Origin of the sequence: Streptomyces sp. NPDC058240 (genome assembly GCF_042882135.1) — a bacterium.
GTDB lineage: Bacteria > Actinomycetota > Actinomycetes > Streptomycetales > Streptomycetaceae > Streptomyces.
Genome location: NZ_JBHVWT010000020.1, coordinates 27,493 through 44,534, shown reverse-complemented (window position 1 = coordinate 44,534; position 17,042 = coordinate 27,493). Strand labels below are relative to the sequence as shown.

Annotated in this window: 11 protein-coding genes, 4 tRNA genes and 1 pseudogene; 13 read left to right on the top strand and 3 right to left on the bottom strand. The window is 67.3% G+C overall.

Annotated features, from left to right (window positions below; genetic code table 11):
* Positions 1-39 precede the first annotated feature (39 nt).
* Together ACFVX4_RS26730 and ACFVX4_RS26725 are read right to left on the bottom strand one after the other, a co-directional pair.
* The gene (locus ACFVX4_RS26730; protein WP_003966009.1) at positions 40-462 is read right to left on the bottom strand and encodes a roadblock/LC7 domain-containing protein; all 423 of its coding nucleotides are present in this window, start codon (positions 460-462) and stop codon (positions 40-42) included.
* A complete protein-coding gene (locus tag ACFVX4_RS26725) occupies positions 463-4,248 on the bottom strand; it encodes a nitrate- and nitrite sensing domain-containing protein (protein ID WP_389981548.1) in 3,786 nt (1,261 codons plus the stop codon).
* 578 nt (positions 4,249-4,826) lie between these two features.
* On the opposite strand from ACFVX4_RS26725, the gene ACFVX4_RS26720 reads away from it, so the two are divergent.
* The 3 genes from ACFVX4_RS26720 (at position 4,827) to gltX (ending at position 7,405) form a co-directional block, all read left to right on the top strand.
* Positions 4,827-5,015: a hypothetical protein gene (locus ACFVX4_RS26720; protein WP_266427080.1), complete on the top strand. Its 189-nt coding sequence runs from the start codon at positions 4,827-4,829 to the stop codon at positions 5,013-5,015.
* Between the two features lie 148 nt (positions 5,016-5,163).
* The gene (locus ACFVX4_RS26715; protein ID WP_093545179.1) at positions 5,164-5,940 is read left to right on the top strand and encodes a fumarylacetoacetate hydrolase family protein; all 777 of its coding nucleotides are present in this window, start codon (positions 5,164-5,166) and stop codon (positions 5,938-5,940) included.
* The gene (gltX, locus tag ACFVX4_RS26710; protein ID WP_389981546.1) at positions 5,933-7,405 is read left to right on the top strand and encodes a glutamate--tRNA ligase; all 1,473 of its coding nucleotides are present in this window, start codon (positions 5,933-5,935) and stop codon (positions 7,403-7,405) included. The genes ACFVX4_RS26715 and gltX overlap by 8 nt, the downstream gene beginning before the upstream one ends.
* A gap of 60 nt (positions 7,406-7,465) precedes the next feature.
* Here gltX and ACFVX4_RS26705 read toward each other — a convergent pair whose 3' ends face one another.
* Positions 7,466-8,371, bottom strand: a complete 906-nt coding sequence (locus ACFVX4_RS26705; protein WP_389981544.1) for a DUF3800 domain-containing protein — start codon at positions 8,369-8,371, stop codon at positions 7,466-7,468.
* A gap of 321 nt (positions 8,372-8,692) precedes the next feature.
* On the opposite strand from ACFVX4_RS26705, the pseudogene ACFVX4_RS26700 reads away from it, so the two are divergent.
* From ACFVX4_RS26700 to ACFVX4_RS26655, 10 genes and pseudogenes are all read left to right on the top strand, one after another.
* Positions 8,693-9,001 (top strand): annotated as a pseudogene (locus ACFVX4_RS26700) (Scr1 family TA system antitoxin-like transcriptional regulator); the annotation flags it as partial.
* Entirely contained in the window at positions 8,943-9,215 is a 273-nt protein-coding gene (locus ACFVX4_RS26695; RefSeq protein ID WP_389981542.1) for a DUF397 domain-containing protein, read from the top strand. The pseudogene ACFVX4_RS26700 and the gene ACFVX4_RS26695, both read left to right, overlap by 59 nt.
* Before the next feature lie 88 nt (positions 9,216-9,303).
* Positions 9,304-10,830 (top strand): N-6 DNA methylase, encoded by a 1,527-nt coding sequence (locus ACFVX4_RS26690; RefSeq protein WP_389981540.1) that lies wholly within the window; start codon positions 9,304-9,306, stop codon positions 10,828-10,830.
* Positions 10,827-11,984, top strand: a complete 1,158-nt coding sequence (locus tag ACFVX4_RS26685) for a restriction endonuclease subunit S (RefSeq protein ID WP_389981538.1) — start codon at positions 10,827-10,829, stop codon at positions 11,982-11,984. Before ACFVX4_RS26690 ends, ACFVX4_RS26685 begins: the two co-directional genes overlap by 4 nt.
* 151 nt (positions 11,985-12,135) lie before the next feature.
* Positions 12,136-15,774, top strand: a complete 3,639-nt coding sequence (locus tag ACFVX4_RS26680) for a DEAD/DEAH box helicase family protein (protein WP_389981536.1) — start codon at positions 12,136-12,138, stop codon at positions 15,772-15,774.
* 18 nt (positions 15,775-15,792) lie between these two features.
* Entirely contained in the window at positions 15,793-16,488 is a 696-nt protein-coding gene (locus ACFVX4_RS26675) for an HAD family hydrolase (protein ID WP_389981534.1), read from the top strand.
* Positions 16,489-16,634: 146 nt separating this feature from the next.
* Positions 16,635-16,706 (top strand) — tRNA-Gln (locus ACFVX4_RS26670).
* 23 nt (positions 16,707-16,729) lie between these two features.
* Positions 16,730-16,802, top strand: a tRNA-Glu gene (locus tag ACFVX4_RS26665).
* Between the two features lie 60 nt (positions 16,803-16,862).
* Positions 16,863-16,935 (top strand) — tRNA-Glu (locus ACFVX4_RS26660).
* Positions 16,936-16,947: 12 nt separating this feature from the next.
* Positions 16,948-17,019: transfer RNA gene (locus tag ACFVX4_RS26655), tRNA-Gln, on the top strand.
* Positions 17,020-17,042 lie beyond the last annotated feature (23 nt).

The following is a 17,042-nucleotide window of genomic DNA, read 5'->3' as shown; positions in this document are numbered from 1 at the left end:
GGGCTGGGGCAATCGAGTCTGTCATCGATCCATGGCCGCCTAATGGAGCAGGCTGCCCTGGAGCTCGGCACGGAGGTCGGGGGTGAGGACGGTGCCGGCACGGTCGACCAGCAGGGCCATCTCGTACCCCACCAGACCGATGTCGGCGTCCGGGTGGGCGAGGACGGCCAGCGAGGAGCCGTCCGAGATGGACATCAGGAAGAGGAACCCGCGTTCCATCTCCACCACGGTCTGGCTGACGGCGCCGCCCTCGAAGATCCGGGAGGCGCCCGCGGTCAGCGAGGTCAGCCCGGAGGCGACGGCCGCCAGTTGGTCGGCACGGTCACGGGGGAATCCTTCGGACATGGCCAGCAGGAGTCCGTCGGCGGAGACCACCACCGTGTGCGACACCCCGGGGGTGTTGTCCACGAAATTGGTGATCAACCAGTTCAGATTCTGCGCGGCCTGACTCATCGGGCTCAACTAACGCTCCTGCTGGTGAGTGGGGCCGAGTGGGAAACTGCCGGTCGACTGGCCGTTGTTGGCCTGCCGCCCTTGCTGGATGCCCCGGCGGAGATTGGTCAACCGCCCGCGTACGTCATCGGGGGCACGTGACACCTGCGGACCGGACTGATGGTTCTGCTGCTGAGCGGTGCCCGGCACCAGGTTGGCGCGAGGCACTCGGCGCGGCAGTCCGGAGGTGGTGACTCCGCCTGCCGCGGGCTTCTTGACCCGCTCCGCCTGCCGTACGAGTTCGTCGTTCGGCGAGGGGCGCCAGGAACTTGTGGTGCTGCCCGGGTCGCCTCCGCCGCGCTGCGGCGCCGCGGGAGCGAAAGGCTCCTGGGCCGACTGCTGGGGGAGGGGCGCGGGCGCCTGCGGCTCGGCGGGCGGCTGCTGGGCGCCCTGCTGCGGGCCGTGGAACCAGTTCGTCTCCAGGGTGTCGTACAGCGGCGTACGACCGTCCCCGGGACCGGCCGCCGGAGGCAGCGCCTCGGGCTGCGGCTGCGGCGGCAGGACCGGACGGTACTGCCCGTCACCGGTGGGCGCGGCGGGCGGACGCGGAGCACCGAAGTCCTCGTCGTCCCGGCCGCGCTGACGCGGGGCCGGCAGTCCCTGGTCCTGCGCCCGGCCGGGCTGCGGCTGCCCGAAGTCGGGACGGGCGAACTGCGCGGTGCCCGCCGGGTCCTGGGCGGAGAGGTCCTGCGGGGCGTGGGCCTGCGGGGCCGGAGCCGAGAAGTCCGGGCGGGCGAACTCGGCGGTGGAGCCGGGACCCTGCCGGTCGTCCATGGGCGCCCGCGGGGTGAGCGGCGGGTTCATCGGCCGCTGGAACTGACCGGTGGACTCGGGCTCCTCGTGACCGCGCGGGGCGTCCAGCGGAGTACGCCGTGGCGCGGACTGCTCCTCGGCGCCCCAGCTGGTGGTCTGCGGACGCTGCGGAGTGGGGTATCCCCTGCTCGGAGAGCTCGGGGAAGGGTTGCCACCGGGCAGCTCGGCACGCGGGCCGCCGACGGGGGGCAGCTGACGGTCGGGCCCGCCCTGGCCGCCGGGTTGCTGGAAGCCGCCCTGGCCGGCCGGGTTCTGCCGGGCCTGCTGCGGCTGCGACGGCTGCCACGGGGCGGGGCCGTTCGGCCGGCCGCCCTGCGGGCCGTTCTGGTCCTGGCGGTTCTGGTCCTGGTGGTTCTGGCCGAACAGGTCGGGCCGGCCCGAGTCCGTACGACCCGCTCCGTCGCCCTGGCCGCGGGCACCGAGGCGGGCGCCGTTGCCGAAGGCGCCGGCGAGGCCGCCGCCCTGACGCTGCGCCTCCGGGCGGGAGACGTCCTGCGGTCCGGTGTTGGACAGCCCGGCGGACTGGAATCCGGCGTTCTGCTGGCCCTGCGGGTTCTGCTGGTGGCGGGGCCCGCCGTCGCGCGAGGGCAGTGCGGCACGCGGCGCGGAGCCCGCACCGACCTGGCCGCGCGAGGCGCCCGGACCCGAGGCGAGACGGCCGGCCGGGCCCGACGGGGCGCCGCCGAGGCCGGGACGGGGGCCGTTGCCCGCGCCCGTCGCGCCGCCACCGGCGAGCAGGCCGCCGGGGGCGCCGGACTGCTGCCCGGGTGCCTGCTTGGGAACCGGCTGCTTGCCGCCGTGCGCGACATCGACGGGCAGCATGACCAGCGCGGTCGTGCCACCGGAGTCGGAGGGCCGCAGCTGGATCCGGATGCCGTGGCGCAGGGACAGCCGACCGACCACGAACAGACCCATGCGGCGGGAGACCGAGACGTCCACGGTGGGCGGCGAGGCGAGCCGCTCGTTGATCGCCGCGAGGTCCTCGGGGGAGAGACCGATGCCGGTGTCGTGGATCTCGACCAGCACCCGCCCGTCGGGCAGCGCGTGACCGGTGACCCGGACCTTCGTCTGCGGCGAGGAGAACGACGTGGCGTTCTCCAGCAGCTCGGCGAGCAGGTGCACGAGGTCGTTGACCACGCGGCCCGCGACCTCGGTGGCGGGCACTGCGGCCAGTTCGATGCGCTCGTACTGTTCCACCTCGGAGGCGGCGGCACGGAGCACGTCGACCAGCGGGACGGGCCGGGTCCACCGGCGGCCCGGCTCCTCGCCCGCGAGGACGAGGAGGTTCTCGCCGTTACGGCGCATACGGGTCGCGAGGTGGTCGAGCTTGAAGAGCGAGGAGAGCTGGTCCGGGTCGGCCTCGCGCGACTCCAGTTCGGAGATGAGCGAGAGCTGACGCTGGATGAGGCCCTGGCTGCGGCGCGAGAGGTTGGTGAACATCGCGTTGACGTTGCCCCGGAGAAGGGCCTGCTCGGCGGCGAGACGGACGGCCTCGCGGTGCACGTCGTCGAAGGCCGCGGCCACCTTGCCGATTTCGTCCCGGGAGTGCACACCGACCGATTCGACCGAGGTGTCCACGTCCTGCGGGTCGGCCTCGGAGAGCTGCTTGACGAGCTCGGGCAGCCGGTCCTGGGCGACGCGCGTAGCGGTGTCCTGGAGGCGGCGCAGCGAGCGGATCATCGACCGGGCGACGACGAAGGCACCGACCAGCGAGACACCGAGCACCAGCAGGATGAGCGCACCGCTGATGATCGCTTCGCGCTTCGACTCGTCGCGGAGCTCGCGGGCCTTGCCCTCCATGTCGCTGAGGAGGGTCTCCTCGATGGTCTTCATGGCCTGGATCTTGGTGGAGCTCTGGTCGTACCAGTCCAGGTAGGAGCGGCGCGCGGTGCCGGTCATGCCCGAGGGGCTGTCCAGCACCTTCTTCGCGTAGGTGTTGGCCGCCTTGATCTCCGGGTTGCCCTCGTCCAGCGTGGCGGTCAGCTCGTCGGCGTTGTTGCCGGTCGCCTGGTACACGGCCTTGAAGGAGCGGAGCGCCGAGCCCTCCTTACGCAGTGCGGCGCGGCCGAACTGCTTGTCGTTCTCGTCGAGGTGCGGCTGTTTGTCGTTGCCGCCGGGCAGGGCCGCGGCGATGATCGCGCGCTGGACCGAGGCGTACTCCTTGGCGGAGGAGAAGGCCGCCAGCGCCCGCGTCCGCTTGACCATCTCCGAGTTGCTGGTTGCCTGCGCCATGTCCTGCGAGAGGCTCAGCAGCGAGGTGATGAGCTGGCTGTACTGGTCGACGGTCTGGAGACTCGGGGTGTCCTTGCTGTACGCCGTCTTGCGGATGTCCCGGATCTCGGCCAGCTGGCTCGCGATCTGGGTGACGCTCGAATAGATGCCTTCGAGGGCCTCGTCGCCGGAGGGGTCGCCGATCGAGGTCGTCGCGTCGAGGAAGGCCGTCTTCGCCCGGTCGGTCTTCTTGCGGGGCTCGGTGACCTTGAAGTCGTCGGGCTTCACCCCGTTGGCCAGCGGACCGGCCGAACGGTCGCGCTCCTCCTGGAGCGCCTGGGCGAGCGACGTCGCCTGCTTGGTCATCCTGGTCAGCAGCTGCATGTGGTCCAGCTGCTGGATGTCGTTCATGGAGTCGTTGATCCGCAGTCCGCCCAGCGTGGTCGCGGCGACCACGGGAAGGGCGAGCAGGGAGACCAGGCGCGTACTGATGCGCCAGTTGCGAAGAGCGACTCGCGAGCCGGTGCTGACGGGGCTTCGGGACTTGAGCGACGAGATCGGATCGGTGTCGCCGTTCGCCGTGGCACCGGGGCGCTGAGCACGGTCGCCGTTGTCACCGGCCGCGGCAGGCCCGGGGTTCTGGGCGTGCTGGGCCGAGGGACCGCGGTCGGTCCCGCCGTGCGGCTCCTGCTCCGCCGCAGCGCTGCCATCCCTCTTGAAACGTCCCTGCACTAGCGTCGCAACCTCTGGACCAGGCGTTCCTCCGCGCGAAGCGATGGAACGGTGTCGGCGTCGTGGGGCGTTGTGCCCGCCCCATGGTGGTCGTGAGTGACCGGCGTCCTTCCCCTTTCCGCCGCCACTCGGCGCTCCGTTGCGCCCCTGCGCGCCGGCTTGAAACCCGCGGCGGTGCGTGGAATTCCAGCACAGTGCCGGATCTCCAACAAGGGCCCCGTGCCGGGCTGTGACCTGGGTGACGCGTTGTGATGATTGAGTAACAAGCAGTGGAGCGTGATCATGGATAAAGCGGACGATTACGGTTGAATCGGCGAAGCGTAAAGGGTGTCCCAGTCGCCATGGTCAGGAGTGGAATGACTAATTCAGTGCCGTAATGTCCGTTTCTGTCGATGTGATCGAGCGCCTGAAATGAGGGAATTGTCGGTGCGGTCGTGAGCAAACTCACATGATGATCGCCGTCTCTTCCGGGCTCCCGCAGGGAATCGGATGTTTAGCCTGACGCTTTACAGGGATGGCAAATCCGACAACCGGCGCCCCTCCGGGCGGCGCCCGTACCGACAGGGTCCGAACGGCAGATGAAGACGACGATGATGTTCCGCAACATTGCCAACCCCCGGCGCACCACGCTGGCGCACCTCAAGGACGCCGAAGATCTGCGGACGCCGGAGCAGCCGGAGCACGCCGTGGACCTGCCCACCCAGACGGCCAACCCCCGGCGCACCATCCTCATGGTGGCCCCGGTCACCGCCGCCGTCGCGGAGTGACGCGGGCGCCGTCCCCTCACCCGCGCCGATGCCCCGCCCGGCGGGGCCGCCCCGTCACGCCGCCCGGCAATTGGGGCAATCCCCGCCGGGCAACGCGTTAGCCTGGAGCGTCAGTCTTCAGCCAGCAAGTGAGGGGCGACAGCATCCCGTGCGCATCGCCAGGTTCTCCATCGACGGCAATGTCGCCTTCGGCGCCGTCGAGGGCGAGGGGCCCGATGGTCTCGTCCTCGACATCATCAAGGGCATTCCGTACGCCGAGTTCGAGCTCTCCGGCACCAAGGTCCCGCTGAGCAAGGTCCGCCTCCTGCCGCCCGTGCTCCCCAACAAGGTCGTGGCCATCGGCCGCAACTACGCGGAGCACGCCGCGGAACTCGGCAACGAGGTACCGGACGTCCCCGTCGCCTTCTTCAAGCCCACCACCTCGGTGATCGGCTCCGGCGACGCGATCGAGTACCCCTCCTTCTCGAACGAACTCCATCACGAGGCCGAGCTGGCCGTGGTCATCGGCCGCATGTGCCGGGAAGTGCCGCGCGAGCGCGTGAAGGACGTCATCTTCGGCTACACCTGCGCCAATGACGTCACCGCCCGCGACGCCCAGAAGCGCGAGAAGCAGTGGGCGCGGGCCAAGGGCTTCGACACCTCCTGCCCGCTCGGCCCCTGGGTGGAGACGGACCTCGACCCCCACGACCTGACCATCCAGGCCACGGTCAACGGCGAGCAACGCCAACTGGGCCGTACGAGCGACATGATCCGTTCGATCGAGGATCTGGTCGTCCACATCACGGAAGCCATGACGCTGCTCCCGGGCGATGTGATCCTCACCGGCACTCCCGCAGGGGTCGGACCCCTCCATGTCGGCGACGAGGTCGCCGTCACCATCGAAGGCATCGGCACTCTCACCAACAAGGTGATCAAGCGTGGTTAACGCACCAGTCCGTGTACGTTTCTGTCCCTCCCCGACCGGCAACCCCCACGTGGGCCTGGTCCGCACCGCCCTGTTCAACTGGGCCTTCGCCCGGCACCACGGCGGCACCCTGGTCTTCCGCATCGAGGACACCGACGCCGCCCGCGACTCCGAGGACTCCTACAACCAGCTCCTGGAGTCGATGCGCTGGCTCGGCTTCGACTGGGACGAGGGCCCCGAGGTCGGCGGCCCGCACGCCCCGTACCGCCAGTCGCAGCGCATGGACATCTACAAGGACGTCGCCGACAGGCTCCTCGCGGGCGGTTACGCGTACCACTGCTACTGCACCACCGAGGAGCTCGACGCCCGCCGCGACGCCGCCCGCGCCGCCGGCAAGCCGTCCGGCTACGACGGCCACTGCCGCGAGCTGAGCGCCGAGCAGACCGCCGCGTACGAGGCCGAGGGCCGGACGTCCATCGTCCGCTTCCGGATGCCCGACGAGGCGCTCACCTTCAACGACCTGGTCCGCGGCGAGCTGACCTTCCAGCCGGAGAACGTGCCGGACTACGGCATCGTCCGCGCCAACGGCGCCCCGCTCTACACGCTGGTCAACCCGGTCGACGACGCGCTGATGGAGATCACCCACGTCCTGCGCGGCGAGGACCTGCTCTCCTCCACCCCGCGCCAGCTCGCCCTCTACAAGGCGCTCATCGAGCTGGGCATCGCCAAGGACACCCCCGCCTTCGGCCACCTGCCGTACGTCATGGGCGAGGGCAACAAGAAGCTCTCCAAGCGTGACCCGCAGGCCTCGCTCAACCTCTACCGCGAGCGCGGCTTCCTGCCCGAGGGGCTGCTCAACTACCTCTCCCTGCTGGGCTGGTCGATCGCCGAGGACCGCGACATCTTCTCCGTCGAGGAGATGGTGGCCGCGTTCGACATCGAGGACGTCAACGCCAACCCGGCGCGCTTCGACCTGAAGAAGTGCGAGCACATCAACGCGGAGCACATCCGCCGGATGGACGTGAAGGCGTTCACCGAGGCCTGCGGCCCCTGGCTGAAGGCCCCGTTCGCCCCGTGGGCCCCGGAGGCCTTCGACGCGGACCGGTTCGCGTCGATCGCCCCGCACGCCCAGACCCGCGTCACGGTCCTCTCGGACATCACGGCCAACGTCGACTTCCTCTTCCTCGACGAGCCGGCGACGGACGAGGCGTCCTGGACCAAGGCGATGAAGGAGGGCTCCGACGCCCTGCTCGTCACGGCCCGCGCCAAGCTGGCCGACGCCGAGTGGAACGCGGACGCCCTGAAGAACGCCATCCTCACCGCGGGCGAGGAGCACGGCCTGAAGCTCGGCAAGGCCCAGGCCCCGGTCCGCGTCGCCGTCACCGGCCGCACGATCGGCCTGCCGCTCTTCGAGTCCCTGGAGATCCTGGGCCGCGAGAAGACGCTCGCCCGCATCGACGCGGCCCTGGCGAAGCTGGCCGCGTAACGGCCGTACGTACGTGGTGGAGGCCGGGGGTTCCCACGGGGAGCCCCCGGCCCCGGCCATTCACGGCGCCTGCGGCACTCCGCGCGGGCCGGCCTGCTGCCCGGGGATGACGGCCCCGGCTCCCACACGCCTCCCGTCGCCGAACATCAGGCTGGAGGACTGCGCGGTGCGCCGGTCCGAGACCACGATGCCGCCGCGCCACTTCCCGTTCGGATCCTGGTAGCGGAACTGGAGCTTCTTCAGACGCTCACCGAACTCCTCCCGGAGCGGCGTGTAGGCGTCGTCGCAGTGCACGTTCCACGTGAGGTCGTTGAGATAGGCATGGCAGGCGATCGGGAACAGCAAGGACGACACCACCAGGTCCGCGACCTGTAACAGGGTGTGCGTGTCGCTGTGACCGAAGACGGGGGACTCGATGATCCCCCGGAGACCGTCCCCGCCCGTGCGGTACTTGCGGGTGGTCACGTAGTGCACGTTGGGCGCGTTCTTCACCTTGGTGCGGCTGTCGAGGACCATCATCCCGCGTGAATGTTCGTGCGCCAGCTGAGCCTGGAACGTCTCGGTCAACGAACCCACGGAGGTCGGGTAGACGCCGGACTCGTTGAACGCGAGCCCTTCCTCCTTGATCCAGACGCGGGCGAGGAGCCGCGCGTCGTGGCGTTCCAGTATGTCGAGCAGGGACGACACGAGTTCCATCGCGGCCCGGCGCCAGTTGTGGTTGCCGACCCGCAGGTTCTTGCGGACGTCGGACCCCTTGATCTCGTGCTGGATCAGCTCGGACAGATGCATGACGTGCTGCAACTGGGGCCGGTAGTGCTTCTTGACGTTGAGGAAGTCCCAGGTCAGCTCATTGACTTGGGAGCGGGGAACGGTGAATCCGCCGATGACGAGTACGGGCGGCGCATCCGGTTTGGCCGGATCGAGCGTCTGCCCGTTACCGGCCTCGTCGATGTAGCAGAGATGCACCGAACCTCCCCTGAAACACGTCTGTGGCCGCCCCCGAAGGGACGGCCACAGGGTCTGCGCAGCCATATGCGCGATGTTTTGTTTGCTGCTTCCGATGCTGCCAGGCGCCGGAGCCCAGGGTCAAGCGTGACGTCGCTCTGAGTTGACCGGGTTCAACCCTCTGGAGTGAGAGGGCCAGTCGCCGAGCCGGGCCATACGAGGCAGCCGACGCTTCCGGGGCGCATGGAGATCATGTGGGCAGCACGGTCAGGAGAGTGCGCAGCGACATCCGGAACCCGCCGTCCACGGCGGCGACCTGGGCGCTCCCGTCGTCGTGCGCGAGTGCCTGCCTTGGCTCCGTACGAGGTGGAACACCGGGTTTCCCACAGGCTCAAGCGCCAGGCGGTTCTGCACGGGAGCGGGCCGACTCCGGTGACGGCGATCGTCCACGAGGCCGCACTGAGAATGGGGTTCGGCGGCCCGCTTCCGCAGCTGGACACCGTTCAACTGGATACGGACCATGGCTCCGTATTCGTCGACAGCGAGGCTCAGGTCGCCAAGTACCGGACGGTGCTGGACCGCATGGAGGCGTGTGCGCTCGGGCCGTCGAAGTCGCGGGATCTCATCCTGCACGTCATGCGCTCACTCTGAGAGAAAGTGGAATCCCGTGGCTCCCTTGGTATGGCAGAAGTCATCGTTCAGCGGCGAGGCTGCGAACTGCGTCAACCTGGCCGCTGCGCCAGACGGCACGCTCCGGTTGCGTGAGAGCGACGACCCGGACGTGATACTCGTCGCAACCCGGGCTGGCCTGTCCGCTCTGGTCGCGTCGATCAAGGAGAACGAGAGCCTTGGGACGCAACCCTGAATGAGGCTGCGACTCCGCCGTTACGGAGCGTAGAGTCGGGTATGCCGCAGTGACTCCCGGTGTCAGCGGGCGGAAGTAAGCTCCCAGAGTGATTACCGGTGAAGTGAAGAGCAAGGTGGGACGCGTCTGGGACGCGTTCTGGTCGGGTGGCATCTCCAATCCGCTGGAGGTGATGGAGCAGATCACGTACCTGCTCTTCATCAAGCGCCTGGACGAGCTCCAGACGGTCAAGGACCGCAGGGCGAACGCCACGGGCACGCCTGACCCCGACCCGTTCTTCGACGCGGACCAGCAGGATCTGCGCTGGCAGAACTTCAAGGTCCGCGACCCCGAGATCATGTACGGGATCGTCGCCGAAGGCGTCTTCCCGTACCTGCGCCGCATGGGCGGCGACGACTCGACGTACTCGCATCACATGAAGGACGCCCGCTTCACCATCCCGAACGCGAACCTCCTCGCGAAGGTTGTCGACCTCCTCGATGACCTCGGTATGGACCGGAGTGACACCAAGGGCGACATCTACGAGTACCTGCTCGCGAAGATCGCCTCGGCCGGACAGAACGGCCAGTTCCGCACGCCTCGGCACATCATCGACCTGATGGTCGAGATGACCCAGCCCGGCCCTGGCGACGAGGTGTGTGACCCGGCCTGTGGCACGGCTGGCTTCCTGGTGCAGACGTCCTCGTACGTGAAGCGCACCCATAAGGAAGCACTGCTCGGCGCGGAACAGCGCAAGCACTTCAACGAGTCGATGTTCCACGGCTTCGACTTCGACTCCACGATGCTCCGCATCGGCTCGATGAACATGCTGCTCCACGGCGTGGAGAACCCGGACATCCGCTACCGCGATTCCCTCGCGGAGTCGGCGGCCGGCGAGTCCGAGAAGTACTCCCTGATCCTTGCCAACCCACCCTTCGCGGGCAGCCTCGACTACGAGTCGACGGCGAAGGACCTTCAGTCGATTGTCAAGACCAAGAAGACGGAACTCCTCTTCCTCACTCTGTTCCTGCGCCTCCTCAAGCCTGGTGGCCGTGCGGCCGTCATCGTCCCCGACGGCGTCCTCTTCGGTTCCACAAAGGCCCACAAGGAACTTCGCCGCATGCTGGTCGAGGAGCAGCAGCTCCAGGCGGTGGTCAAGCTCCCCAGTGGCGTCTTCAAGCCGTACGCCGGTGTCTCGACGGCCATTCTCTTCTTCACGCGCACCGACAGTGGCGGCACGGAGGACGTCTGGTTCTACGACGTCAAGGCCGACGGCCTCTCCCTGGACGACAAGCGCAACGAACTCCTCCCGGAAGACCGCCTCGGCGTCCGCCCGACGCCTGCGGACAAGCCTCTGACTGAGGAGGAGCACGAGAGGAACAACCTTCCGGACGTTCTGACTCGCTGGTTCAACCGAGGCACCTCAGAGCGCGACCGCGCGAGGACCGAACAGAGCTTCTGCATCCCCAAGGCGGACATTGCGGCCCAGGGCTACGACCTGTCCCTGAACCGCTACAAACAAAGCATCCATGAGGAGATCAGGACCCGATCTCCCCTCGAAATCCTGGCCGACGTGGAACGTCTGGAAGCCGAGATTTCCAAGAGCATGGAAGAGTTGAAGGAGTTGCTCGCGTGACTGAAAAGACGCAACTCTCCAGAGTGTGCGACATCATCATGGGGCAAGCTCCGAATGGGGCTTCATATAATACTACGAGAGAAGGGTGGGCTCTCATTGCTGGGGCAGGTGATTTCTCGGCGGGTAGGCTTGCCCCTAAGAAATGGACGACGGAAGCAAGTAAGCTCTCAAAACCCGGTGATATTGTCCTGAGTATTCGCGCATCAATTGGTGCGAAAGTGTGGTCGGATGGAGAGTTTTGCTTGGGGCGTGGCGTGGCCGCTTTGCGTGCGAGGGTGGGTCTGAATCAGGAATTCTTGTGGCATTGGGTCACATTTAAAGAGAGAGAGCTGGTCGCAAAAGGGAAAGGTGCCACCTTCCTTCAGGTGAATCGCAGTGACATTGGCGAACTGGGGATGGAACTTCCTTCGCTTGCCCAGCAGCATCGTATCGCCGCAGTTCTTGATCGGGTGGACGCACTCCGTGCCAAGCGTCGTGAGGCCATCCTTCTCCTCCATGGTCTCGCCCAGTCCATCTTCCTCGACATGTTCGGCGATCCCGTACTGAATCCAAAGGGCTGGCCAGTACTTCCTTTTGGTGAAGTCTGTGATACCCGACTCGGAAAAATGCTCGATGCCAAGAGGGAAACCGGAAGGAATAGTCGCCCGTATCTCCGCAATGCGAATGTTCAGTGGTTTCGGATTAATACCACGGATCTCCTCGAAATGGACTTCGACGGCAAGGATAAGATCACCTACGGACTTGTTCCAGGTGACTTGATGATCTGTGAGGGCGGGGAGCCGGGGCGGGCTGCGATCTGGCGAGGTGAAGTCGAGGATTGCTATTTCCAGAAGGCGCTGCATAGGGCAAGGCCCAATGTCGAGTTGGCGCGAGCGGAGTATTTGGTATGGATGCTCCGGATCCTTAGCTTGAGGGGCGGACTGTCCGACCACGTGTCGACGGCCACTATTGCTCACCTCACGGGTGCCAAACTGAAAGTACTCCCCATTTCGCTTCCGCCCCTCAGGCTGCAGCAGGAGTTCGCATCGCGTTTGGACGCGCTTGAAGAAACGAAGAAGCGACATGAGTCGCACCTCGCCACCCTCGACGAGCTCTTCGAATCCCTCCAACAGCGCGCCTTCGCCGGGCAGCTCTGGGATCATGAAGCCGCGTAACCCGTAACACCGCACGCGAAACACTGCACAACCGCACCACCACGCCGACCGCGCCCGGTCTGGGGAGACCCGGGGTGCGGTCGGCGCTGCCACATCACGTAGCTCACGGACGCGTACAGCGACCGGCACAGGGGAGAGGGGCGCCACAGCGATGGCCAGCAACCAGGGGAACGACGGCATCGGCGACAGCAGCGGAGAGGCGAGTCCGCCCAAGCCGGGGCCGCGCCCCACTCCCGGCCCCCCGATGCCGCGCCGGTCGCCCGATGAAGCCGCCGCCCGCCACCTCGCCCGCCCCGCCGGGAACTTCGCCTTCCTCAAGGCTGAGTGGCCGGCCCTCTACGAAGAAGCCAGCCGCGCCGAGCGCCTCACCTACGCCGACCCCCGGACCGCCTGCTTCTACGCCCGTCGGGCGATCGAACTGGCCGTGCACTGGATGTACGACAAGGACACCTCGCTCCGGGCCCCGTACAAGATGGACCTCAACGCGATGCTCCACGAGCCGTCGTTCCGGACGCTCGTCGGGCCCACCGTGAACGCGAAGATGGACATCATCCGCCGCCAGGGCAACCAGGCGGTCCACAAACAGGGCCCCGTACCCCCGCAGGCCGCCGCCGCGAGCCTGCGCGAGCTGTTCCACTCGCTCTACTGGTTCGCCCGCACTTATACGGGCCAGGCCCACGACCTCCCCACCGCGGGCATGGAGTTCGACTCCACCGCCATTCCGCGCCCGCTCTCTCCTGAGGCCCGCCTCAAGAAGCAGGCGGAGTTGCGTAAGCAGGCAGAGGAGGACCAGAAGCGCTACCAGCAGCAGGCGGACGAGCTCGGCAAGGCCCGCGCCGCGAGCGAAGCCCTCGCCGCCCAGCTCGCCGAGCTCCGGGCCCAGGTCGCCGCCGCCAAGGCCGCGAACCAGAAGGTCCAGGACACCCACGACTACGACGAGGCCGCCACCCGCGACACGTTCATAGACCTTCTCCTCAAGGAGGCCGGCTGGGATCTGGCGGCCTCCGGGACCGACTCGGCGGGGAAGTTCACCGTCGAACGTCCGGTGACCGGCATACAGACCGCCTCCGGCAACGGCTACGTCGACTACGTCCTGTGGGGCGCGGACGGCAAGCCCCTTGCCGTCGTCGAGGCCAAGCGCACCCGCCGCGACCCCCGCGACGGCCAGCAGCAGGCCAAGCTGTACGCGGACGCCCTCGCAGCCGAGTTCAACCGGCGTCCGGTGATCTTCTACACCAACGGCTACGAGACCTACCTCTGGGACGACGGCCTGCGCTACCCGCCCCGCCAGGTCCAGGGCTTCCTCACCCACGACCAGCTCCATTGGCATGTGCGGCAGCGTGCGGGCCGTCTCTCCCTGACGACGACCCCGGTGAACGAGAAGATCGCCGGACGCCCGTACCAGCTGCGCGCCATCAAGCGCGTCGGTGAGACGTACGAACGTGACTGCCAGCGCCAAGCCCTCCTCGTCATGGCGACCGGCACCGGCAAGACCCGTACCACCGTGGCCCTCGTCGACCAGCTGAAGAAGGCCGGCTGGGCTCAACGCGTGCTGTTCCTCGCCGACCGTGAGGCCCTGGTCATCCAGACGATGAAGGCGTTCAAGGAGCACCTCCCGAACACCCCCGTCGCCAGTCTTCTGGACGACAAGTCCGCGTCGGCGCACGTCTTCGTCTCCACCTACCAGACGATGATGAACCAGATCGACGTGACGGACACCGCGGGCCGCCGCCGCTTCGGCCCCGGCTACTTCGACCTCATCGTCATCGACGAGGCCCACCGTTCCGTCTATGCGAAGTACGGCGCGATCTTCCGCTACTTCGACTCGCTGCTCCTCGGCCTGACCGCCACCCCGAAGGACGAGATCGACCGCAACACGTACAAGCTGTTCCAGTTGGAGGACGGCGTCCCCACCGACTCCTACGGACTGAACGAGGCGGTCGGCGAGGGATACCTCGTGCCGCCGAAGGCCGTGAAGGTGCCGCTGAAGTTCATGGAGCACGGCATCCGCTACGAGGATCTCTCCGAGGAGGAGAAGGCCGAATGGGATGACAAGGAGTGGTCCGAGGACGGCGAGAGGCCGGATGCCGTCAGCCGTCACGAGATGAACAGAATCTTGTTCAACGAGGACACCGTCGACAAGATGCTGGAGGTTCTGGTTACCCAGGGCCACCGGGTCGAGGGTGGCGACCGCCTCGGCAAGACGATCGTCTTTGCGAAGAACAATGAGCACGCCCGATTCATCGAGGCCCGGTACAACGCCAACTATCCCAAGGGCGCCGGCCATCAGGCGCGAGTGATCACGTACAAGGAGACCTACCGTCAGGCCCTGATCGAGGACTTCTCCGCAGCGCGCAAGGAGCCCGACATCGCGATCTCCGTCGACATGCTGGACACCGGCATCGACGTGCCGGAGGTCGTCAACCTGGTCTTCGCCAAGCCGGTCTTCTCCAAGACCAAGTTCTGGCAGATGATCGGCCGTGGCACCCGGCTGCGCCCGGCGCTGTTCGGGCCGGACGAGACGAACCCCGATCACGCCAAGCAGAACTTCCGGGTCTTCGACTTCTGCGGCAACATCGACTTCTTCAACAGCGAGCTCGCCGGCGTAGAAGCCCGCCAGGCGCCTGCCCTGAGTGAGCGTCTGCTCGGCCTGCAGCTGGACCTGCTGCGCAGCCTCGACCGCCGACAGCAGCCGGACCCGGCCCGTGACGGCGGCCCCGACGCCATCGCGACGGAGCCGTCTGTCCGGTGGGCCCTGGCCCACCGCCTGCACGCCACCGTTGCCGGGATGAACCTGGACAACTTCCTCGTCCGGCCGCACCGTCGTGAGATCGAGACGTTCGCCGACTTCCGCACCTGGCACCGCATCGACGAAGACGCCGAACACGCGGTTCGCGAGAAGCTGCTCCGCCTGCCCAGCGACCACGAACCGGACCCCGACGAGACCCGCGAGGAGGCCAAGCGGTTCGACCTCATCGCCTTCCGGCTCCAGCTCGCGGCGCTGGACGGCGGCAAGGAATACGCCAAGCTGCGCCAGAAGATCCGTGACATCGCGGAGGACCTGCTCGGCAAGACCAATATCCCGGCCGTCGCCGAACAGGTGGAGCTGCTGGAAGCGGTAGCGGGCGAAGAGTGGTGGCAGGACGCCACCCTGCCGATGCTGGAAGACCTGCGCAGGAGGCTGCGAGGGCTGGCCAAACTGGTGGACGCCAAGGCCAAGCGGAAGATCGTCTACACCGACTTCGAGGACGAGTTCGGTGAGATCTCCGAGGCGGACATCAAGGACATGCCGACAGGCACGGACGAGCACAGGTTCCGCCAGAAGGCCCGCGCATATCTGCTGCGTCACGAGGACCAGCCGACCGTGCACAAGCTGCGTCACAACGAGCAGATCACCGAAGACGACCTGGCCGGCCTGGAAGAGATCTTCCTCGCCGAAGCGGTGGCCTCGCCCGAGGATCTGGACGACGTGCGGGCCATGGGAGGTCTGGGTCTTTTCGTCCGCGCCTTGTGCGGACTCGACCGGCAGGCGGCTCAGCAGGCCTTCGAGGGCTTCATCGTGGGAAAACAGCTGAGTGCCGCACAGTTGGACTTCATCACGCTGATCATTGACGTGGTCGCCAAGCGCGGTGTGCTCGACGTCGGAGACCTGTACGAAGTCGGCAGCCCCTTCCATGACCGCGCGCCCGGCGGTCCGGATGATCTGTTCTCCCCGGAGGAGATCGACGGCCTGAAGATCGTGTTCATCGGCCTGCTGACCACTGCGAAGCCCACCATGCTCGCCGCGTAGACGCATACGCTGGGTCCCATGACGATCCGCGCGGTCCTCTGGGACATCGACGACACGATCTTCGACTACACCGGCGCCGACCGCGTCGGCATGCGCAAGCACCTCGAACAGGAGGGCCTGCCCGACGGATACGACTCCGTCGAGCAGGCCCTCGCCGCATGGCGGACGATCACCGATGCGCACTGGGCGCGGTTCGCCGCCGGGGAGACGGACTTCCTGGGGCAGCGCCGGGACCGGGTCAGGGAGTTCGTCTCGCCGGCGCTGGAGGACGAGGAGGCCGACCTCTGGTTTGCTCGGCACGCGGCCCACTACGAGGCCGCCTGGTCGCTCTTCCCGGATGTGCTGCCCGTGCTGGATCTGCTGGCGGACGGGTTCCGGCACGCGGTGCTGTCGAACTCCAGCATCCACAACCAGGACCGCAAGCTGCGCACGCTCGGTGTGCGGGACCGTTTCGAGGCTGTGGTGTGCGCCGTGGAGCTGGGCGTCTCCAAGCCCGAGGCCGGCGCCTTCCACGCCGCCTGCGACGCACTGGCGCTGGAGCCGCGGGAGGTCGCGTACGTGGGGGACGAGCCGGACATCGACGCCGGTGGGGCGGTCGCCGCCGGGCTGCGGGGGATCTGGCTGGACCGGGGCGGGCGTGGTGGACGGCCCGAACTCGTCCGCATCGGCGGGCTCGATCAGCTGCCCGGACTGCTGGGGACCGCTCGGCCCTGATCCGCCGGACAGGCCCGGCGGGCAATACCCGTTTTGGAGCGCCGGACACCTTCGGGTAATGTTCTTCCTGCGCCGCCCGAGCGGAACGAAAGATCCGAACGAGAAGCGCAAGCCGAACAAAACCCCTCGCCGGGGTTGAGTTTTGGTGGGCTATGGTGTAATTGGCAACACTACGGTTTCTGGTACCGTCATTCTAGGTTCGAGTCCTGGTAGCCCAGCGCAGAAATGCAAGTAGTAACAAGCCCCCGTTGTGTAGCGGCCTAGCACGCTGCCCTCTCACGGCAGTAGCGCCGGTTCGAATCCGGTCGGGGGTACAGATCCTTCCCGCGAGATCATCTGGGTCGCACCCACGCTCTCGATGCAGGATCGCTAGGGCCCCCGTTGTGTAGCGGCCTAGCACGCTGCCCTCTCACGGCAGTAGCGCCGGTTCGAATCCGGTCGGGGGTACTTGTAACACCATGGGCTATGGTGTAATTGGCAACACTACGGTTTCTGGTACCGTCATTCTAGGTTCGAGTCCTGGTAGCCCAGCGCAGAAATGCAAGTAGTAACAA